Genomic DNA, 21,134 nt, shown 5'->3' with positions numbered 1-21,134 from the left:
TGTTTGTTTTTATTGAAGGGATGTTATGCGCATTATTCACACATCAGATTGGCATCTTGGCCAATATTTTTATGGTAAAAGTCGCGCAGCTGAGCACCAGGCCTTTATGCAGTGGTTACTTGAGCAAATCAACATCCACCAAGTTGATGCGCTTATTGTTGCGGGCGATATTTTCGATACTGGCACACCGCCAAGTTATGCCCGTACGCTATACAATCAATTTATTGTTCAAATTCAACAAACAGGTTGCCAGCTAATTTTATTGGGCGGTAATCACGACTCTGTGTCGACGTTGAATGAATCTAAAAATCTCCTTGCTTGCCTAAATACTGTGGTTATTCCAGGTGCATTCGAGCATGTTGAAGAGCATGTATTTACCCTCAAAAATCGCCAAGGTGAAGTGGGTGCTATTTTATGTGGTTTACCCTTTTTACGCCCGCGTGATGTGGTGCTAAGTGAATCAGGTGAGTCATCAATTGATAAACAACGTAAATTGGGTGATGCCATTAGCGAGTTGTATCAGCGCTGTTTTGAGCAAGCTGAACAACTCAATAATACATTTACTACGCCAGTACCCATTATTGCGACAGGTCATTTAACCACAGTGGGTGCAAGTACTTCAGAATCCGTGCGTGATATCTATATTGGCAGTTTAGATGCCTTTAATGCAGCGCTGTTTCCTGCCGCAGACTACATTGCATTAGGTCATATTCATCGCCCCCAAGTGGTGGCGAAATCTGAACATATTCGTTACAGCGGTTCACCGATAGCGTTAAGTTTTGATGAACTCGCGGCAGATAATGCCACTAATAAATCGGTGTTTTTGGTCGAATTTAGTGATGCCAAATTATCTCAAATCACAGCATTAATGGTGCCAGTTTTCCAGCCGATGCAGGTGTTAAAAGGCGACTTAGATAGCATTGAGAAGCAGATAAGCGCATTTGCTTTGCAAGCAGAATCCGCAAAAACGACTTGGTTGAGCATTGAGGTGTCACAACAAGATTATTTGTCTGATTTGCAATCGCGCATTGCCGACATGACTCAAGACAAAGCGGTTGAAGTATTGCAGTTAAAGCGTGCCCGTAGTCAACGACAGCAACACATTAAGCAGCTCGATAATGAAACCTTATCTGAGCTCAGCGTCGACGAGGTATTTGGGCGACGTTTGTCGCAAGAAGAGTTTGAGAGTGAATCGCAACAGGCACAGTTAGGACGAATAAAGCAACGCTTTAACCAAGTGTATGCCGAAGTGGAGTCTGAGCGAAACAGTCAAGAAACGGCTGCGAGCCATGTGTTACAAGAAACGTCGACAGAAGCCGTTGCAACAAAAAGTGCTACCGAGGGTGAGCAATAATGAAAATTCTAAGCCTTCGCTTTAAAAATATTAACTCACTTAAAAATGAGTGGAAAATCGACTTCACCCAATCGCCATTTGCTGAAAACGGTTTATTTGCTATTACAGGTCCTACAGGCTCAGGTAAAACCACCATTCTCGATGCGATTTGTTTGGCGCTTTACCATCGTACACCGCGGTTAAGTAATATTTCTAAAACCACCAACGAGTTAATGACTCGTGGCACTGCAGAATGTTTAGCTGAAGTTGAATTTGAAGTTAAAGGTGTCGCTTACCGAGCGTTTTGGAGTCAGCGTCGTTCGCGCGACAAAGCCGATGGCAATTTACAAGATGCGCAAGTCGAATTGGCTAAACTCAGTGACGGTAAAATCCTTGCCAGTCAGATAAAACGTAAAACCGAATTAATTGAAGAAATCACCGGACTCGACTTTGCTCGTTTCACTAAGTCGATGATGTTGTCACAAGGCCAGTTTGCCGCTTTTTTAAATGCCGAAGCCAATGAGCGCGCAGAACTATTGGAAGAGCTAACGGGTACTGAAATTTACAGCTTAATTTCAGCGCGAGTGCATCAGCATTTTTCTGATGCCAAAACTAACCTAAAAGTGCTTGAAGCTAAGCTTGGCAGTGTTGAGTTATTTGATCAACAACAAGTTGTGGCGCAGCAACTACAGATTGAACAACTCAATCAGGCGCTTGTGATCGATCAACAGCAATTAGCTCAATTAAGCCAATTTATTACCTGGGCGGACAATACTGAGCAATCGCAGCAGACATTAGTTAACGTTCAGGCTCAACAGCAACTAGCACTGTCTCGCGTACAGCAACATAGCGATGAACTAACTCGACTTGAACATAGTGAGCCAGCACAGCAAATCCAGCCTCTATTTGAACAGCAACAAAAAGCCCAGTTAAGCACCCGAGTATTATCGGAACAGATTGAACAGTTAACGGAACAGGTTGGTGTAGCTGAACAAACACTGCAACAGCACACCCACAAGCAAACGCAAGCTGAGCAAGGCGTTGATAAAACCAATCAAGCACACAAAGATTTGCTTAATCTTATCGACAAACAGGTGTTGCCGTTAGACCAACACATTAGCCAATTGAACTATCAGTTGTCTCAGGTCAGATTAAGCCATCAGCAAACGGCTGAGCAACAACACAAAACGATTGAGCAACAGCAACAGTTGATGGCGTTGCAACAGCAACTCACGTCGGCAAAGCAAGACATACAGCAACAACTTGATAGTTTGCCACAAGGCCAAGAAGTGGCCAAAAAGTTTGCGGCTTGGCAGACACAATATAGCCAAGTGTTGCAATTAAACCAGCAGTTGAGCCAACTTGACACTCAACGAGTTCAGCAACAACATAATATCGAGCAAACTCAAACAACGTTATCTGAGCTTTCGCCACAAATAGAACTGGCCAAAACGGCGGTCACCCAAGCGTTGGCTCAACAAGCCGACAGCCAGCAAGCAATAACGGCATTATTGGCTGGCCAAGACGAAAGTCAGATTAATCATGTCTACCAACAACTGGTCGAGCAGCAAGCTGGGCGTTATCAGTTAACCCAGCTATTTAGTCACTATGTGCGTCAGCAGCAACAATGCCAGCAATTAAGCAGTCAATCGGTGCAATTTAACACTGATTTACAGGCTTTAGCGCATTCACTTTCGCAGGTAAGAACCCAGTGGAGTGAAAAAAATCAGCAAGTAAAAGATCTGCAAACCATATTGCAGCAAGAACAGCAAATAGCCAATTTAACCTTAGAGCGTGCCAAGCTTAAAGCCGGTGAGCCTTGTGCATTGTGTGGTTCGACAGAGCACCCGTTAGTTGAGCGTTATGAAGCATTGAATGTGTCTGTTACCGAGCAAAGAATGCAGCAACTACAAATTGAACTTGATGCGATTAAACAGCAAGGTGAGCAGCTTAAAAATCAACAAACGGCGTTGCAAGTTAACTATGACAATTCGCTCAAGCAATTGAGCCTAGCGCAAACTGAATTACAATTAACTGAGCAACAGTGGCAACAACACACTCAGGCGCTTGCGGTAACGCTTGAATTACATGAGCAGCAACAACATAAGCTAACTGATTATATTGCCCAGTCAGAAGCCAAACAGCAGCAACTTGCCCAAACGATAAGTCAGCTCAACCAATGCCAAAAAACCTTACATCAACATCAGCACAATGCTACCCAAGCAGAACAAGCGTTGGCAGTGTTGGTTAATCAGCATGGATTATTGCAACAACAGCTTGATAATTTATCCCAAGGTTTAGTGAGTCAGCAGCAGCAAATTGAATCTGTTAACAAGCAACTACAGCAACTGAGTAGCGCACTGGATGCACACATTATTGCCACAGGGTTAACGCCGCCGACACTAGATAATGCCGACGCTTGGCTTCATCACTTACAACAACAACTTGAACGTTGGATTGAAGCGCAGCAGCAGGCTATCGATAACCAACAGCAGCTCAGTGTCACCGCAGAAAAACTCACCGCAAACAATCTACACACCTCTGAAATAGCAACCAAGCTAGCGGAAGTGACTGCGCAAGTGGTTACGCTTAACGAGCAACTCGATTCGGTACTCGCAAAGCGTAAAGTCGTGTTTGCAGAGAAAGTGGTTGAAGATGAAAAGCTGCTTAGCCAACACGCAGTAGATCAAGCTCAGCAGGTATTTGTCTTAATTCAACAACAATTGCAAACGGCGGATAAACATTTTGCTGGCTTACAAGCGCAGCTGCAATCGACAACGCAGCAAGTCACCAAGGCGAATCAAGAGTTACAGCAGATGCAGGCCAAATGGCAAGTGGCATTACAATCAAGTCCATTTACAGATCAACAGTCATTTGAGCAAGCCTTATTGACGCCACAAGAGCGTCACACCTTACAGCAATTAAAACTGCAACTTGATAACGACATTGTCAAAGCCAATACGTTAGTTGAGCAAGCCTTAACAAAACAAACGGATTTAGCGCAGCTGGCAGAGCAACACGGATACGATATTGCTCAACACGGCGATATAATGCTGCAACATCAAACGATTGAAGCTAAGCACCAACAAGACAAGCAAACACTGTGGCGCTTAAGCCATGAGTTGGAGCAAGATACCAATAAGCGGGCAGGGCAACAGCAACTGCTAGCGGAACAAGCTCAAATGCAACAAGATTACGACGATCTTGCGTACCTGCATTCGTTAATTGGCTCACAAAAGGGCGATAAGTTCCGTAAGTTTGCTCAAGGGCTTACTTTAGACCATTTAGTGGCATTGGCGAACAGGCAGCTAGAACGTTTGCAAGGCCGGTACTTACTTGAACGCAAAGAGTCGGTTGATTTAGAGCTACAAGTACTCGATACCTGGCAAGGTGATGCAGTGCGAGACACCCGAACCTTGTCGGGTGGTGAAAGCTTTTTAGTGAGCTTAGCCCTTGCGCTCGCATTATCTGACCTTGTTAGTCATAAAACGAGCATTGACTCACTGTTTTTAGATGAAGGCTTTGGTACGTTGGATAGCCAAACATTAGATACCGCTTTAGACGCATTAGATAATTTAAATGCTTCGGGCAAAATGATTGGTGTCATTAGCCATATTGAAGCCATGAAAGAGCGGATCGACGTACAGATAAAAGTGACTAAAATGAACGGTCTTGGTATCAGTAAATTGCAGGGTGAGTTTGCTGTAAGTGGGTCTTGATCTGCCTCAAACTCCCATGATTACTGTAATCGAGTTCAAATTAATTATTAATTAAATATCATTTTATATTTGTAAAATGATTATTTTTTGATATAAAAGAGCGTTGATATGCAATTTGAGTGCAAAAGTCCGTATTTTTAGCTGTTTATACCGGATGCCGTAGTATCAAATATTGGGTCATATTTACCATAAAAAACGACATTAAGGCATAGAGTTAACTGAATTTATGCCCAATATCGCAATAACAATTTGCAGTAAAAGAAAAATAAAAAATATAAAGCGTCATCTTTTAGGGTGGATTAGACATTGCTAATGAGTAAAATTATGGGCTTCCAAAGGCCAGCGGTAAGTCAATTGAACTTGCCAAACTTGCACAAGAAAGTCTTGCTAGCGAGTGTATTTGTTGTCGGGGCAGCTTTATTATGGCCAACACAACAAGAGTTTTCATCACAACGTATTCCAGTGGCAATCGATATCGATTCGTTATTGCCACACATAGCTCAACAAGATAGCGCTTTGAAGCTGGTAAAGCCTATTTCACCGATTTTAAATCGCGTGATTGAAAGTGGTGATACCTTAAGTCATTTATTTGAATTAGCCGGTATCGACCAACGAACCATGTATAAAGTACTTGAGGCTGATTTAGAAGTCTTAGCACTAGATACACTTCTGCCGGGTAACCGAATCCAATTTTGGGACAACGCTAATGGCGAGCTTGATAAGCTAGAACTGTACTTTAGCCCTGCTCACCAAGTGGTATTCTCCCGTTTTAAAGACGGAACTTACGGTGTTAATGACATTAACATCGATGGCATTTGGCAAAATCGCATCGTTGGCGGAGAAATTAACGGCTCTTTTTATGTATCGGCTAAAAACGCTGGTTTAAGTGCCGCTGAAATTCAAAAAGTTGAAACTCTGTTAAAAACGAAATTAAACTTTTCTCGTGAGTTGCGCGCAGGTGATACTTTTTCGGTTTTGGTTAACGACCAATTTGTTGAAGGTGAACCAACAGGCACAACATCGATTGAAGGCATTCGTATTAATACCGGCCGTCGCGACATTACCGCGTTTCAAAATGTCGATGGCAATTATTACGACATTGAAGGTCAAAGTTTAACGCCTGCTTTTCAACGTATTCCGCTTAATCGAAAAGTTCGTTTAAGTTCGCGCTTTAACCCTAACCGTAAACACCCAATTACTGGTCGTATTCGTCCACATAACGGCACTGATTTTGCTACCCCAATAGGTACGCAAGTCGTAGCACCGGGAGATGGCATAGTTACTATGGTGACTAAACATCCTTATGCAGGCAACTATATTGTGATTCAACACGACAATAAGGTCAGCACACGCTACCTGCATTTATCGAAGTTTTTAGTTAAAAGAGGCCAACGTGTCACTCGCGGTCAACCGATTGGATTGTCGGGTAATACTGGTGCTTCAACAGGTCCTCACTTACATTATGAGTTTATTGTAAATGGTCGTCCTATCGACGCAATGAAAGCCAATATTGCAGAAGCTACTGTATTACCTAAAAAGCAACTACAAGCGTTTCAAGCTTTGGTGCATAGCCGTAGCATGATGATGGATTTAGGCTAATCACAACGCGTGTAAGCGAACTCTGAACGATAAAAATGCAGCCTATATAGGCTGCATTTTTTGTTGTTAAATCACAGTACTTAACGAGTGCTCAATACTAGCGGTAACGGTTGTCCCTTGTTATTACTTATCGTTGCAGTGCTTCCGCTTGTGGATCTATCTCAGTTCTGGGGTCCATTTCATATGCTGTTGGGCTTGCCATATCGGTGACGGCACGAAAACTTTCTTTTGTTGCAAGTGTTGAGGGGGCAATATGGCTGCGGCGTCTTAATAATACTATCACGAAGAAAATCGCCAAACATGAACTGGTAAAGGCATATAGACCCTTGGCGCCAAATAATCCCATCGCAAGTGAAGCCATAGGCGCACCAATAGCCGACGATAACCCAAGAGTGATAAGCATGGCACTGCTTATTTCAACAAAATCTTCAGCGGTGGCGTTGTCATTAGCATGGGCTAAGCATATTGCGTATAGCGTCATACATGTCCCTCCCCAAAAAAAGGCTGATATTGCTGCTGGCCAACCGCCAAAAGTAGTGACTACGTAAGGAAGAGTGACGAAGAGTAATGACACCAAGGAGCCACCTAAGGCAGTAAACATCAAAACACTGCGCCTATCAAACCTATCGGATAACTTACCTAGTGGTACTTGAAAACAAGCTCCGCCAAGGACGGTAGCAGATAAAAATGTACCGAGTTGAATACTGTCAAAACCATTATCTTTAGCGTAAATAGGCGCTAATGCCCAAAATGCACCTGTGACAAAACCAGCAACCACGGCTCCAATCAGTGCAACGTGAGAGTGCCGCCATACCTTGGCCATATTCAACTTAACGTGATTTACCACCGCAGGTGCTGATGAACGTGTCAGTGACACCGGAATGATTGCGATAGAGATAAATATAGCGGCTAGACCGAATAGCATCGATTCGTGCTCGCTGCCTAAATTGAACAGTTGTTGGCCACACATCACCATGATTAAATTTAGCGTGGTATAAATAGACAGTATTGTTCCTCTATTATTCGCTGTTGACGTGCCGTTTAGCCAGCTTTCAATGATCATGTATAAACCAGAAATCATCACCCCGATTAAAAACCTTAATAACATCCAACTATAAAACACGGGTAATAAAGGAAATAGTAAGATGACCACCGAGTAACATGTTGCCAATACAGCAAAGCTACGAATATGCCCAACTCGTTTTAGCATATAGGGTGTGGCTAAACAGCCGGAAACAAATCCTAAAAAGTAACCCGATCCGGTTAAAGCGACTTGAGTATCGCTAAAACCAGATTCACTCGCCGCAATGGGGAGCAGAGTCAGTAATAAACCATGGCCAAGAATTAAGAATGCATTAGATATGAGTAATGCTGAAAGTGGGATTAACGCGTTTAACATGTCACTCCAATAGGTTTTGTGTGTGATACGTCACCAATTCACACAGCTAATAACCAAGATTGATTGTAATGAACTCCGAATTTACCCAGGTATTAAAGCGTGTTTTAGTTTATTAATACCGCGTGTTGACGCTGCTTATAGTGCTCTTTGGGACAGAACTGGGCGATGTTGTTGCAAGAAACGACGTTGGTTAACGCTGATGTAACCTGCGTTTTGCACATTTCACTGACAAACAATATGAAAGGAAGATTTATGCCAAGTGTGGTTATTATTTTTTTATATTATAAATCAGCATGTTGAGAGTGTGGCTTTTGGTTTTGCAGTTTAGATTAGTTTTACAGCGGTACAATGCTGAGCAGCATTGCACTGAAATCGAACAATATTTACTCTAAATATTGTGATAAATGCTTTCAATAAAGATGATATAAATTGAAATGTTTACCAGTCATAACCTTTGTAACAAACTGCTTATTTGAAAAGAGTCATTATGATGAAACTCTCTTAGAATAAATCGAATAAGGAATTGATTTAACAGTGGTTTGCAGCATATACCAGTAGTTACAGTGGTTACAGTTTGTATATATCTTGCCTTGGACTTAGGTGCGAAAATTGTGACTCAGTTATTAATGTTTGAGCATGTTACTAATAAGCGCATAGCGAATAATAAAATGGCGGCATTAGGTTGGTGATAAGGGACTCGTGATAAAAGGGCTAGTATTGGCCGTGATGAAGCCACAAGGCGGATCAAACCACTAGCACTGCTTTGAATCTACTGAATTGGACAGAACTTTCTATCTAACGCTCTGCTTGTGAGTAATTCCTGTTCAATTTATACAGTTGTATCATCTTGAAAGCTATCGTAATTAAAGCTATCGTAATTAAAGCTAAAAGTAGTTATGTTAATTCATTATAGAAATAGGGATCATGGTTAATTTCCTGGCCTGCGGCCACTACGAACGTGGCGCTTCGACCACACCAGACCAAGAGGAAACCAACGGTAGTTCCCTCTTATAGTTTACAAAATAATTGGCCCCGCTGCCCCGCAATATTTTCCTTATTTACTTAAACAACAGAGCGAAAAGGTCGCCATAGGGATTAATTCAGCGTTGAATCTCATTTGAATACGGCTTCGGCCCATTTTGTTGTAAAGAGTGAAAATGCTAACGCTTTCGATTTCGATTGGAATCTGATGTGAATGGATTCACTAATGTCGTGGTGGCATGGATGCCAAATAACGACCTGTACCGCGAAAGCTAAGCTCACAATCATGTGAGCTTCATGCTATTTTTTTCAACAAATACCATAGAAGGCATAGACCTCTAATGCTGTGCATAAACACAGTTATAATTTGCCTTTTGTAAATTAGCCGTTTTGTTTCTCGTTATGTAATCATAAAAATTCTCGGTTTCAATTGAGTTTATAACCCTCATTGAATCAGCCAAGCTTAAAGATGTATGATAGAAAAATACTATGAAAAGTGATTTCAATGAAAACTTACCCACTACTCGATATCAATTGACCAAAAAACGGCTCTGTAGCCCAGAGCCCGCATCAAAAATAGCATTAAGTATGTCAATTAGCTTTGACTAGGCATCGGCTAAGTCCAACAAGCGATTAATGCGTCGCAAATAACACAACGCATAAAGACTAAAATGTTAGGTTTTCATAATCTGTCGTGGAAACTAGCAATAGAGAAAAATTGGCGGCAAAACAAAGGAGAATGATGATGAGTAAAATAGTAGAGGAAGTAACATCTGCAAATGCTAATTACGTGGCTGACTTTGGAGATAAAGGTAATCTACCAATGCCTCCGGGAAGGCAGTTTGCAATACTTACATGCATGGATGCTCGTTTAGATCCTGCAAAATATGCAGGTCTTGCTGAAGGTGATGCCCATGTGATTCGTAATGCGGGTGGCCGAGCAAGTGATGATGCCATCCGTTCCTTGGTAATTTCATATAAGTTACTTGGAACGAAAGAATGGTTTGTAATTCACCATACGGATTGTGGGATGGAAACATTCAACAATGAAATTATGGGTGGTTTGTTGTCTGGTAGTCTCAAAACCGCAAGCGTTGATGCCTCGGGTTGGCACGATAGCAATGCTGGTGGTGGTACAACCGATGGTAAATACATCAATTGGTTAACTATCAGTGATCAAGAAAAAAGTGTTTTGGAGGATGTTCAGCGAATCAGAAGTAACTCAATGGTTCCAGGTGATATTCCAATTTATGGCTATATTTATGACTGTAAATCTGGAAGCCTTGTAGAAGTTCCAGAGGCAACAGAAGCCGGCAAGGCAAAAATCTAACAAGGCAAATTAACTCGGACTGTCAAGAACTGCGCCGCTTCGCGCCATGCGGCTTTTGATATCCGGTTATTTGCGACGTTAGTGGCTGCAGGCCAGATCTTAAACTAACCTTTGTCCATAAATGAGTTACAACACAATCAAACTTGAATATGTCGGTGCTTAACTTATGGATTAATTTGTTCTGTTCAGTATGGAGGGGTCTGTTTGCAAGCCCTCAGTATCTGGGTCTTTTTAAAACAAAATATTGAGCCAATAGCTTATCGATTAATTCGCGTAGGGCGATTGTCCGACTTCTTCAGCTACTAACCATACTCGCATATCAAATTCTAATTGGTGGTAATCCGCTAACATAAAGCTGCATAGTTGATAAAAAGCTTTGTTGTGTTCCTTTTCCCGCAGATGGGCCAATTCGTGCACCACTACCATTTGTAATAGCTCAAACGGAACGTGTTTTAAGTGTGCTGCAATTCTAATTTCATTTTTGGCTTTCACTTTATTACCTTGGCGGCGATTAACATAAGAATGCAAACCCAGGGCATGGTGGCTTAAGCTGATTTTTTCGTCAAAAATGACTTTGGCTAATGGGTCTGACTGACGCATATAGGTATTTTTTAATGTCAGCGCCATATCGTATAAGGCTTTGTCTGTGCGAACGTCGTGTATTTTTGGGTAGCGTGTTAAAAAGTGGGCAGCTAAGGCGTTAGCGTCAACGAGTTGGCGAATTTTCTCGACCACGTCAGGACGATAACCATTCAAATAACGCAATGCACTTTGTTCACTTTGCTGCTTTTTAATGTCGGCACTGGTGACTAACAGGCTGAGATCTGTTTTTGGCTTTAATGATTGGCTTGCCGACTTGACTGGCATTTTAGGTGGGGCTTTAGGTTTTTTAGTTTTAGTATCTGACATGGTTGTAGTTCAACTGATTTTTTGGCGTTACCGTTATCTGAGTCGGTATCGATAACGCCAATATAGAACGGTGAAAGCGGTGGGTTACACTTTACCGAAGATGAGTCGGTTATGCTGAACATAAGCAACATCAAATGCATTAAGCTGCACGCGTTTTAGATCCAATGATTCAAAGTCAACTTGTGGCGGGTTACGCTTTAATTGCTCTTTAATAATCAATGGAGAAATAAGCGAAACTGGAAGGTCCATTAATTGAAGTACCGCTTCAAGTTTGAAGCTGGTGGCACTGCCGGCAAACTTGCCTTTTTGTTCACGTTCAATAATAGCTATTTCATCGACTTTGTAGTCGCTCATTAGTTTTTTAAACGCAAAATCAAACTCACGAATTGAGTCCGTGCTAGCTGATTGTGAAATACTGAATGAAACTTTACGACATGCTGGCACGTTATAGGTTTCGCCTTCATAGGTCAGTAAACAGATAATGGCTTCGCCGCCTTTTAATTCCACACCACAAATTTTCATGTTAATCCTTACTGGTTTATTCATACGAGTGTGCCGTTGGCATGCTCGTTATCGTTCATTTGTTGCAGGGCAGTGTACTGCCCTACATTCATTATTCTGTCATCGCAGTTTGTTGGTCATCTACTTGCAGATTACCTGCGATTTATGGGCTATTTAGTCTTCTGCTGTGCCGTCGTCTTCGATAATGACAATAGGCTTAACTTTACGGCGAACTGGCGCATCACCGACATCGACGCCAGTGATAAAGCGTTTATCACTCTTTGGTGCCGCTTTAGGTTTTTTAGGTGCGCTAACTCTATTGCTGATCACAGCTGCTTTTGCACTGGTACCAGCTTTGCCTGCCTGAGGCTTATCTTTTAGACCGCTAAATTTGGCCTTTAAGCCTTCAATCACCGTGAGGTCGAAATTTTTACGTAAAAACAATTGTACTTTTTTAAAACTGTCCCAATCTTTAGGACCTACAAATGAAACCGCATCACCTTTAGCGCCTGCACGGCCAGTACGACCAATACGGTGGACGTACTCTTCTGCAAACTTTGGCATATCAAAGTTAATCACTAATGATACGTTGATTAAATCAAGGCCGCGTGATGCCACATCGGTTGTCACTAATATTTTTGATTGGCCACGAGCAAATTGATCCATAATTTGGTTACGAGCCGATTGCTTTAAATCACCACTGAGTGCTGAGGTGGCAAAACCTTGCGCAGCCAATAGCGTGGCTAAACGGTCGGTATCTGAACGCGTAGCGGTAAATACAATCACTTGCTTGTGTTGCTCTTGGCTTAAGATATGCTGTAGCAAGGCTTGTTTATGGTCTAAATGGTCAACCAAAATAATTCTTTGCTCAATATCTTTATGTTCAGTGTAAGACTCACCGATAGAGACATGGCTTGGTGTTTTGAGCAATGTTGTTGCAATGTCACCGATGCTTTCATGATCTAACGTAGCTGAAAACATTAACGTTTGGCGACGCTTATGATCAGCTGCATCATTAATGGCTTTTAGCTGTGGCGCAAAACCTAAATCGAGCATACGGTCAGCTTCGTCAAGAACCAGTAATTCTAAGCCATTTAAATATAAGTGGCGCTGTTGTAAGTGATCCGCAATACGTCCCGGTGTGGCAACAATGAAATGTGGATCTCTGGCCAATGCTTTGGCTTGGTCGTTAAAGTTCTCACCGCCGAGTACACTAATGGCTTTATATTGGGTATTGGCGACTAATAAACGTAATTGGCCATAAACTTGCTGGGCTAATTCACGAGTCGGTAACAAGATAAGTACCCGAGGATCTTTTTTCGACAATGCTCTAGTGGATATCACGCGTTGCATTGCGGGCAATAAAAACGCTAAGGTTTTACCTGAGCCGGTTTTAGACGATGCCATTAAATCTTTACCTGATAAGGCAATGGGAAGTGCTTGCGCTTGAACATCGGTAGGCGTAGAAATGCCAAGGTGCTTTAGACTGTCAAGCAGGCGCTTGTCCAACGAAAAATCGGTAAATTGCAAAGGTAAATCCCCTAAAAAATGATAGCCGACGATTATAGCTGTTTCACCTTGCTATAGCCAACAAGAGTCGCTTTAGTTATGCTATTTTTTAGCTTTATATTATTGCCTGAGTTCGACGTCGCTATGGGACGATTCAGGCGGGCGTATCGTAAAATTGAATACCGAGCATGGAAGGAAAGAAAGATGACAAATCTCACCGTGGGATTAGCGCTAGGCAGTGGAGCCGCTAAAGGTTGGGCACATATTGGGGTATTGAATGGTTTAGCCAAGTTAGATATTTATCCTGACAAAGTGGCAGGTTGTTCGGTAGGTGCATTAGTGGGTGCTGCCTATGCCAATAATCATTTGGGTGAACTTGAAACCTGGGTGAGTGGATTTTCAAGTTGGGATGTACTCGGGTTAATGGATTTAGGCTGGCGCAAAGGCGGACTTATCAGTGGTGAAAAAGTATTTGATGTATTGGCTAATCGTATTGGCGACCTTAACATTGAACAGCTGAATCGTCCCTTTGCTGCAGTCGCGACAGATTTATATTCTGGGCAAGAGATTTGGTTTAAAGAAGGTGACTTACGCCATGCGGTTAGAGCTTCATGTTCAATGCCAGGTTTTTTACCCCCAGTACAGCAAGGGCATCGCTGGGTTGTGGACGGTGCGGTAGTGAATCCTGTGCCGGTATCATTAGCTCGCTCTATGGGCGTTGATGTGGTTATTGCGGTGGATTTAAATGGCCATCGTCGTGGCCAAATGCACTTAATCCCAGAGCAAGTAAAAAGCCGCAAAGCCACTAAGTCTGAACCTATTGATGAAAAGCGCGAGCTTGAATCTGGCTTTATGGACCTATGGGGTAAAGGCAAAGATTATATGAATGGCTTAACCGATAAATTCTCTTTAGGAAGTTCAAAATCCCATCCGGGTATGCTGGCGGTGATGTCACAATCGATGGATATTCTAGAACAACGCCATAAACGTTCACGCCTAATGGGCGAGCCACCTGATATTTGCATCGTACCTGATGTGGGTGATATTGGCACCATGGAGTTTCATCGCGCTAAAGAAGCGATTAAAGCCGGTGAGCAGGCAGTAAGTGATATTAAACATTTAATCGAAGCGACCTTAAAGAAATGTTGAAGCAGTATCGAATATAGTGGTGTGTTTATGATAAATACACCCGTTAACCGCCGCTAGGTGAATATTTGCTAGTTAATAGATGTTTTCCATTAATTCTGGGCTGTTACCCCCGCAAGGGTATTGTCTGACCTGCGCAGTCTGATGTGGTTGATAAGATTATTCACTCTCTCATAGTTATCTCATAGTTATCTCATAGTTAACTCATGGTGTTTTAGTCATTATCTAGTAGTTATCGAGTAGTTATCTAGTAGTGACTTGCCCGCAATGATCTATCCGCAATGGTCTACCCGCAATTATCTAACGATAACTACCGAGTCATTAGATACAGTGGGTACGTTATTTATGTTGTTGATCTAGCCATTTAAGGTTCGATCAATGACTTAATACCGTCATTCAGCACCATTTTAAGTTGTCAAATACAACCCTTATGGCGTTTGCACATCAGATTATCGATTCAGCAAAGCATCCCAAATCGCTAAATTGTGTCGATTTTATCCCCTTGTATTAGCCTGTCAAAATTAGTTGTTATTCCTACAATATCTATCGCTGATAGCAAGTGTTTTTTCAATATTAAGTACTGCCGACAATTATGATCTGGATCAAGGTATTACTCCGCGTAAATGTGTCTAATACACTCTATCTTGTGTTGTACGTGTATTAAAGCGCTATATATAGTGCTTGTAAAGGATGGTTGTATGCTTGTAGTAGTGAAAAGGGATGGATGCCGAACTGCTTTTGATGGATGTCGAATCAAAGAGGCTGTTGTGGCAGCAATGGAGTCTGCAGGTATAGCTGACCATCAATATGCACAGCAGTTAGCGCAGACGGTAGAGCAGCAAATGGCTGTGAAGACCGAAGTTGATATTCACGAACTACAAGATGCAGTTGAAAATTTATTAATGTCGGGCCCGTTTAAGTCGGTGGCGCGTCATTACATTGAGTACCGTCACGATAGAGATAAACACCGTGAAACCCAGAGTAAATTAAATTGTGCTATTCGCGGTTTGGTTGAGCAATCGGATAGTGCCATTTTAAACGAAAATGCCAATAAAGATGCCAAAGTCATCCCGACCCAGCGAGACTTATTAGCGGGCATTGTGGCCAAGCATTATGCCAAAACCCATTTACTGCCAAAAGATGTGGTAGCCGCCCATGAAAAAGGCGAAATTCACTATCACGACTTAGATTATGCGCCTTTTTTCCCGATGTTTAACTGCATGCTAATTGATTTAGCCGGCATGTTAACGCATGGTTTTAAAATGGGTAATGCTGAAATAGAACCGCCTAAGTCTATCTCAACTGCCACTGCTGTTACGGCGCAAATTATTGCCCAGGTGGCGAGCCACATTTATGGTGGTACCACAATTAATCGTATCGACGAAGTGTTAGCTGAGTTTGTGCAAATCAGTTACCAAAAGCACCTTAGCGTCGCAAAAAAATGGCAAGTGGCTGACGTAGAAGGTTATGCGATGACACAAACCGAAAAAGAGTGTCATGACGCATTCCAGTCACTTGAATATGAAGTGAATACCCTGCATACCGCCAATGGGCAAACGCCATTTGTCACATTTGGTTTTGGTTTAGGCGTGTCGTGGGAGTCGCGTTTAATTCAGCAATCGATGTTAACTGTACGTATGGCGGGTTTAGGTAAAAATCGTAAAACAGCAGTCTTTCCAAAATTGGTGTTTGCCATTAAAGATGGCGTGAATCATAAAGCGACTGATGTTAATTACGATATCAAAAAGATGGCCTTAACGTGTTCAAGTATGCGCATGTACCCAGATATTCTCAATTATGATCAAGTCGTGAAAGTCACCGGTTCGTTTAAAACCCCAATGGGATGTCGCTCATTTTTGGGCGCCTATGAAGAAAATGGTCAATTGGTCCATGAAGGCCGCAATAATCTAGGTGTTGTCAGTCTTAATTTACCGCGTATAGCGTTGGAAGCAGGTAAAGATGAACAGCGTTTTTATCAAATACTCGATGAGCGTTTGTTAATTGCCCGCAAAGCCTTAGAAACGCGTATTGCCCGTTTAGCCGGAGTCAAAGCACGAGTGGCACCAATCCTTTATATGGAAGGCGCCTGTGGTGTGCGCCTAAATGCGGATGATGATGTGAGCGAAATCTTTAAAAATGGCCGGGCATCAATTTCGTTAGGGTTTATTGGTCTTCACGAAACCATTAATGCTTTATATAGCAATGCTGAACATGTGTTTGATAACACACAATTACGTGATAAAGCTGTCGCCATTATTAGTCATTTAAAGCAAGCCACTGAGTCTTGGAAACAACAAACAGGTTATGGCTTTAGTTTATACAGTACCCCAAGTGAAAATTTATGCAGCCGTTTTTGTCAGCTTGATACTACCCAGTTTGGCGTAGTGGCAGGTGTGACCGACAAAGGCTATTACACCAATAGTTTTCACTTAGATGTCGAAAAGAAAGTAAATCCTTTTGATAAGATTGATTTTGAACAACCTTATCCAGCGATCGCTAATGGTGGGTTTATTTGTTACGGCGAATATCCCAACATGCAGCACAATATTGAAGCGCTCGAAAACGTTTGGGATTACAGTTATAGCCGAGTGCCATATTACGGCACCAATACTCCCATTGATGAGTGTTACGATTGCGGTTTTATTGGTGAATTTAATTGTACTAGTAAGGGCTTTGTGTGTCCTAAATGTGGTAATCATGAGCCAAGCCGAGTGTCTGTTACTCGTCGCGTGTGTGGTTATTTAGGTAGCCCAGATGCACGACCATTTAACTTCGGTAAGCAAGAAGAAGTTAAGCGTAGAGTGAAGCATTTATAATGCATTACAGTGCATATCATAGCGTTGATGTGATCAACGGCGAAGGCACTCGCTGTACGTTATTTGTTAGCGGTTGCGAGCATGGTTGTAAAGGTTGCTATAACCAAAGTACTTGGCGTGTAGATGCTGGCCATGTTTTTAGCCAAACACTAGAAGATCAGATTATTGATGATTTAACCGATACTCGTATTTACCGTCGAGGCTTGTCGTTAAGTGGTGGCGATCCGCTACATCCCGCCAATCTTGAAGTCGTACTAAAATTGGTTACGCGGGTAAAGCTGGAATGTCCCGATAAAGATATTTGGCTGTGGACCGGTTATCAACTGGCTGAACTTACACCGCAGCAACAAGCTGTGGTGAACTTTGTGGATGTGTTGATTGACGGTAAGTATGAGCAAGATAAAGCCGATCCCGCGCTATTATGGCGCGGCAGTAGCAATCAACAGATCCATCGTTTTATGCGCTAGCGTTTTATATGAAGGCGTTAAGACGAGTCGTTTAATGTCCAGCACGTTAACTGTCAGCGCGCTAATCGTTAGCACGTTAATCGTTAGCAAATAAATGTTTAACCCGCTAATCGTTAACTCGTTAATGATTAGAAAGACCCACAATATGGCGATAACGTTTAGTGCGTTGTTTGGTTTTATATTGATCGATTAATAAACTCCACAATGGTGAATCATTAGTGTGTGGCGACTTACCTTGGCTTACACGACGAAGTTGGCGTTTAATGACGGCCATCGTCGCCAGTCCAGCCAAAGGTTTACTCTGCCAATTGACAGTTGGAATTGACGGGACAAACTCTGGCTGAATTTGCCATCTATTGGCTAAGTCAGGATAGAAGGCGAGGGCGCTAGCGATACCACACAATGCAAAACCAGCATCAATAACTTGTTGAGCCACAGGTAGGCGATGAATACCTCCGGTTAACATTAATGGAATAGGGCTACGCTGGACCAATTGCGCTGTTAAACTTAAAAAATAAGCCTCTCGAGCTAACGTTCGCTCATCAGCACTGCGACCTTGCATGGCTGGTGCCTCGTAGCTGCCACCTGATAATTCCACCATTTCAACGTGATACTGTGCCAACATATTAATGACCTTTTCGGCGTCGTCGACATCAAAGCCACCGCGTTGGAAATCGGCAGAGTTGAGTTTTACTGCTACATCGAAATCGGCACCACATTTAAGTCTTACTTGCTTAACCACTTCGAGTAATAACTTGGCACGATTTTCAAGCTTTCCGCCCCATTGATCATTACGTTGATTGGTTAACGGCGATAAAAATTGAGCCAGCAAGTATCCGTGTGCAGCATGAATTTGTACTCCATCAAACCCAGCTCGTTGAGCCAATTGTGCCGTGGTAACAAATCGTTGGATAACCTCTTCAATGTCTGCTGTTGTCATCGCTTTTGGTTGAGAGAACATGGATGAGTGTTTGCCTAAATCGAGTGCGATGGCAGAAGGGGCTAAATTTTTACCGCCCATCGCTTTAAACACCTGACGACCTGGATGATTGATTTGCATCCATATTCTGGCGTTATTTTGCTTAGCTATTTTGGCCCATTGGATGAACGGCTCAAGTGCGCTGTTGGGATCTAATACCACTCCGCCAGGGCCGGTCATGGCTAAGGGATCAATCATCACGTTACCGGTGATCATTAATCCTACGCCGCCTTTTGCCCATGCTTCATACAAGTTGAACAATGCGTCATCAGGTTGTTGTAAGGTGTTAGCAAGGTTTTCTTCCATTGCGGCTTTAACCAATCTATTGGGGATGATGGCACCATTGCTCAAGGTGTATGGTGTGAAAATGGTATTAGCCATGAAATAATATCCTAAGGTAAGCCGCTGAATTAATGTGTTGTTTATCCTACAAGTAGCCTAGATAGTCAATTGTCCTTATTAGAAAGGGATAAAAAAAGCACTGCCACAGGCAGTGCTTTCATCATCTCGTTACTCAATTTAGCGCTAGATTTAACGCTAAATTGAGATCTAGATTTCGAGCAAACAAAATCCAGATTGATATGTTTTTAAATACGATAAGTTAGGGTTAACTTCGCATTACGCTCTTCGCCGGGTAATCCGCCTAAGAACATGGCTTTATCGTAATATGTTTCATTAAATAAGTTATTAATGTTCAATTGAATTTTATAACGTTCAACGTCATAACTAATCGCTGAATCGATTACCGTATAACTTGGCACATAACCATCTGGAATACCAAATGAGCTAGAGTGTGTGCTGCGTTCATCGACATATTTAGCCCCAAGACTGATTGATACCGGTGCTGGTAAGCCAAATTCTGCGGCATAAGTTACCCAAGCGCCCGCTGTGACGTAAGGTACACCTTTTTGGCGTTGGCCATAATCACTGCTATTTGGATTTTGATTGTCTCTAGCATCTTGGTAAACCGCGTTAACGTTGACTTTCCATTGGTCACTTAAATATGCATTCAGATCTAGCTCCACCCCTTTAGTATCTTCGCTGCCGTCGTAAAAATACGGGAAGATATCAGGTGTTGCTTCGCTGCTTTCGTATTCTGGATTGCTATAAGCCACATTAGTACGTGATGTTTTGAAAAAGACCAAAGATGCAAGCAATTGATCATCAAATGCTTTGGCACGAATACCTAAATCATTACTGATAGATTGAGAATCTTCACGGTCTGCTTCATTGCCTTTTACATCGCCTAACACACTGTATGCTGTACGGCCTTTAGAATGATTAACGAAAATAGAGATATCGTCAGTAGGCATATAAGTTAGGCCTAAATTGTAGGTTACACCGTTATCTGTGGTATCCGCTTCTGGTTGAGGGTCAGCTAAGCTACTACTATACTCAAGTGAATTCAAACTGCAGGTTTTAATTTCTGAAAGTTATCATTAATTGTATCACCGAGTGTATCGGCAATATCGGGGAGGGTGATGCTAAAAAAGTCAGTGATTTTTCGTCGGAATTCTTTTGTCGTTGCGAAGTATTGCCCATTCCTCGCATGTTTATTCATTACCTTCCACAATCGTTCTATTGGGTTTAAATTTGGACTATAAGGCGGCAGGTAATGCAATGTTATATTCAGATTTTTAGCCTCTTTAACTACTAAGGCATTTCGATGGTATCCAGCGCCATCAAGCACCAAATGGATAACACCACTTGTTGAGTAACGCGCTCTAATTTGGTTTAAAAAATCGATGATGGATGCACCGTTAACCGTTTTGCTATATTGCTCAATGACCGCTTCTGTTAAGTGACCAAGTCGGATTGCACCAACCACGTTAATACGGGTTCGGCTTCCCGTCGTTTCTATCGGTTTATCAACGCCTTTTTTTATCCAGCCTGCGGTGATTTTTGTGGCTTGGGTCGGATGAACCGCATCCATAAATAATAACGGTTCATCAGGGGTTAACGAGGATTTTAGTTGCTCATAATATTCAATGAAAGCCGTTTGTTTGTCTTCATCAAATTTGTGAGGAACCCCTTTAGGGTTTTTATAGCTGAACTGATGTTTATGCAGCCATTTATTGAGGCCTGACACTGTGTACTTAATCTGAAATTGTTCTGAGATATAAGCGACTATTTGATGGCTATGCAAGTAGGTCACCTCACACAGGTGTGCAATCAATAGTTCAGTTTGCTCTTGACTCAGATAACTTAAGGAGCCGCCACTATTACACGTGAGTTTTTGGTCGTGAGCATAGGCATCAATGTATCGAACTACGGTCGTTTCGTGAATACGTAACGCTTGGGCAATCATTGGCGTTGGCCAATTTTCATCGCGTAGTAAAATGGCTTTAATGCGATCACACTCACGCCTATCACTCGAGCTTTTATGTCGAGTTTCCAATGCTACTTTTTGTTCTGGCGAGAGTGTAATTTGTTTCATGGGGCTATG

The 21,134-nt window shown here is 42.3% G+C and carries 13 protein-coding genes and 1 pseudogene; 7 read left to right on the top strand and 7 right to left on the bottom strand.

The window, feature by feature from the left end:
* The first annotated feature begins 25 nt into the window (after positions 1 to 25).
* The 3 genes from sbcD (at position 26) to HNW13_RS13070 (ending at position 6,651) form a co-directional block, all read left to right on the top strand.
* Positions 26 to 1,354, top strand: a complete 1,329-nt coding sequence (sbcD, locus tag HNW13_RS13080; RefSeq protein WP_192115941.1) for an exonuclease subunit SbcD — start codon at positions 26 to 28, stop codon at positions 1,352 to 1,354.
* Positions 1,354 to 5,052 carry an SbcC/MukB-like Walker B domain-containing protein gene (locus HNW13_RS13075; RefSeq protein ID WP_192115940.1) on the top strand — a complete coding sequence of 1,233 codons (3,699 nt, stop codon included), beginning with the start codon at positions 1,354 to 1,356 and terminating at the stop codon, positions 5,050 to 5,052. The genes sbcD and HNW13_RS13075 overlap by 1 nt, the downstream gene beginning before the upstream one ends.
* A 312-nt stretch (positions 5,053 to 5,364) precedes the next feature.
* Positions 5,365 to 6,651 (top strand): peptidoglycan DD-metalloendopeptidase family protein, encoded by a 1,287-nt coding sequence (locus tag HNW13_RS13070; RefSeq protein ID WP_101088090.1) that lies wholly within the window; start codon positions 5,365 to 5,367, stop codon positions 6,649 to 6,651.
* A 127-nt stretch (positions 6,652 to 6,778) separates the two neighbouring features.
* Here the strand turns inward: HNW13_RS13070 and HNW13_RS13065 are convergent, their stop codons facing one another.
* Positions 6,779 to 8,050, bottom strand: a complete 1,272-nt coding sequence (locus HNW13_RS13065; protein ID WP_101088092.1) for an MFS transporter — start codon at positions 8,048 to 8,050, stop codon at positions 6,779 to 6,781.
* 1,726 nt (positions 8,051 to 9,776) lie between these two features.
* Between HNW13_RS13065 and HNW13_RS13060 the strand changes: the two genes are divergently transcribed.
* On the top strand, positions 9,777 to 10,361 hold the full coding sequence (locus HNW13_RS13060; RefSeq protein WP_101088094.1) for a carbonic anhydrase: 585 nt from the start codon (positions 9,777 to 9,779) through the stop codon (positions 10,359 to 10,361).
* 264 nt (positions 10,362 to 10,625) lie between these two features.
* Here the strand turns inward: HNW13_RS13060 and HNW13_RS13055 are convergent, their stop codons facing one another.
* From HNW13_RS13055 to HNW13_RS13045, 3 genes are all read right to left on the bottom strand, one after another.
* Positions 10,626 to 11,228: a YgjP-like metallopeptidase domain-containing protein gene (locus tag HNW13_RS13055; RefSeq protein ID WP_243756294.1), complete on the bottom strand. Its 603-nt coding sequence runs from the start codon at positions 11,226 to 11,228 to the stop codon at positions 10,626 to 10,628.
* Positions 11,229 to 11,354: 126 nt separating this feature from the next.
* Positions 11,355 to 11,792: a DUF3010 family protein gene (locus HNW13_RS13050; RefSeq protein ID WP_101088096.1), complete on the bottom strand. Its 438-nt coding sequence runs from the start codon at positions 11,790 to 11,792 to the stop codon at positions 11,355 to 11,357.
* A gap of 153 nt (positions 11,793 to 11,945) precedes the next feature.
* Positions 11,946 to 13,301 carry a DEAD/DEAH box helicase gene (locus HNW13_RS13045; protein ID WP_101088098.1) on the bottom strand — a complete coding sequence of 452 codons (1,356 nt, stop codon included), beginning with the start codon at positions 13,299 to 13,301 and terminating at the stop codon, positions 11,946 to 11,948.
* 183 nt (positions 13,302 to 13,484) lie between these two features.
* Between HNW13_RS13045 and rssA the strand changes: the two genes are divergently transcribed.
* The 3 genes from rssA (at position 13,485) to nrdG (ending at position 17,709) form a co-directional block, all read left to right on the top strand.
* Positions 13,485 to 14,429, top strand: coding sequence for a patatin-like phospholipase RssA (rssA, locus tag HNW13_RS13040; RefSeq protein WP_192115939.1), 945 nt, complete (start codon positions 13,485 to 13,487; stop codon positions 14,427 to 14,429).
* Between the two features lie 695 nt (positions 14,430 to 15,124).
* Positions 15,125 to 17,242, top strand: coding sequence for an anaerobic ribonucleoside-triphosphate reductase (gene nrdD, locus HNW13_RS13035; RefSeq protein WP_101088102.1), 2,118 nt, complete (start codon positions 15,125 to 15,127; stop codon positions 17,240 to 17,242).
* Complete coding sequence (nrdG, locus tag HNW13_RS13030) at positions 17,242 to 17,709, top strand: anaerobic ribonucleoside-triphosphate reductase-activating protein (protein ID WP_192115938.1); 468 nt, start codon at positions 17,242 to 17,244, stop codon at positions 17,707 to 17,709. Before nrdD ends, nrdG begins: the two co-directional genes overlap by 1 nt.
* A 121-nt stretch (positions 17,710 to 17,830) precedes the next feature.
* Here the strand turns inward: nrdG and HNW13_RS13025 are convergent, their stop codons facing one another.
* The 3 genes and pseudogenes from HNW13_RS13025 to HNW13_RS13015 all read right to left on the bottom strand — a co-directional run bounded on the left by HNW13_RS13025 (position 17,831) and on the right by HNW13_RS13015 (position 21,125).
* On the bottom strand, positions 17,831 to 19,069 hold the full coding sequence (locus tag HNW13_RS13025; protein ID WP_192115937.1) for an NADH:flavin oxidoreductase/NADH oxidase family protein: 1,239 nt from the start codon (positions 19,067 to 19,069) through the stop codon (positions 17,831 to 17,833).
* A 206-nt stretch (positions 19,070 to 19,275) separates the two neighbouring features.
* Positions 19,276 to 20,082: pseudogene (locus HNW13_RS13020) on the bottom strand (TonB-dependent receptor); the annotation flags it as partial.
* Between the two features lie 11 nt (positions 20,083 to 20,093).
* Positions 20,094 to 21,125 (bottom strand): IS630 family transposase, encoded by a 1,032-nt coding sequence (locus tag HNW13_RS13015; RefSeq protein WP_124013279.1) that lies wholly within the window; start codon positions 21,123 to 21,125, stop codon positions 20,094 to 20,096.
* Between the last annotated feature and the right edge of the window lie 9 nt (positions 21,126 to 21,134).

This window comes from Shewanella sp. BF02_Schw, assembly GCF_014596695.2.
GTDB lineage: Bacteria > Pseudomonadota > Gammaproteobacteria > Enterobacterales > Shewanellaceae > Shewanella.
This window is presented reverse-complemented; position numbering and strand designations above follow the sequence as displayed.

What these genes read in the sequence shown, in the direction of transcription:
- HNW13_RS13015 (WP_124013279.1), bottom strand. Translation starts at nt 21,125, where the DNA reads ATGAAACAAATTACACTCTCGCCAGAACAAAAAGTAGCATTGGAAACT.
- HNW13_RS13075 (WP_192115940.1), top strand. Translation starts at nt 1,354, where the DNA reads ATGAAAATTCTAAGCCTTCGCTTTAAAAATATTAACTCACTTAAAAAT.
- nrdD (WP_101088102.1), top strand. Translation starts at nt 15,125, where the DNA reads ATGCTTGTAGTAGTGAAAAGGGATGGATGCCGAACTGCTTTTGATGGA.
- HNW13_RS13050 (WP_101088096.1), bottom strand. Translation starts at nt 11,792, where the DNA reads ATGAAAATTTGTGGTGTGGAATTAAAAGGCGGCGAAGCCATTATCTGT.
- HNW13_RS13070 (WP_101088090.1), top strand. Translation starts at nt 5,365, where the DNA reads ATGAGTAAAATTATGGGCTTCCAAAGGCCAGCGGTAAGTCAATTGAAC.
- HNW13_RS13065 (WP_101088092.1), bottom strand. Translation starts at nt 8,050, where the DNA reads ATGTTAAACGCGTTAATCCCACTTTCAGCATTACTCATATCTAATGCA.
- HNW13_RS13025 (WP_192115937.1), bottom strand. Translation starts at nt 19,069, where the DNA reads ATGGCTAATACCATTTTCACACCATACACCTTGAGCAATGGTGCCATC.
- rssA (WP_192115939.1), top strand. Translation starts at nt 13,485, where the DNA reads ATGACAAATCTCACCGTGGGATTAGCGCTAGGCAGTGGAGCCGCTAAA.
- sbcD (WP_192115941.1), top strand. Translation starts at nt 26, where the DNA reads ATGCGCATTATTCACACATCAGATTGGCATCTTGGCCAATATTTTTAT.
- HNW13_RS13055 (WP_243756294.1), bottom strand. Translation starts at nt 11,228, where the DNA reads ATGCCAGTCAAGTCGGCAAGCCAATCATTAAAGCCAAAAACAGATCTC.
- nrdG (WP_192115938.1), top strand. Translation starts at nt 17,242, where the DNA reads ATGCATTACAGTGCATATCATAGCGTTGATGTGATCAACGGCGAAGGC.
- HNW13_RS13060 (WP_101088094.1), top strand. Translation starts at nt 9,777, where the DNA reads ATGAGTAAAATAGTAGAGGAAGTAACATCTGCAAATGCTAATTACGTG.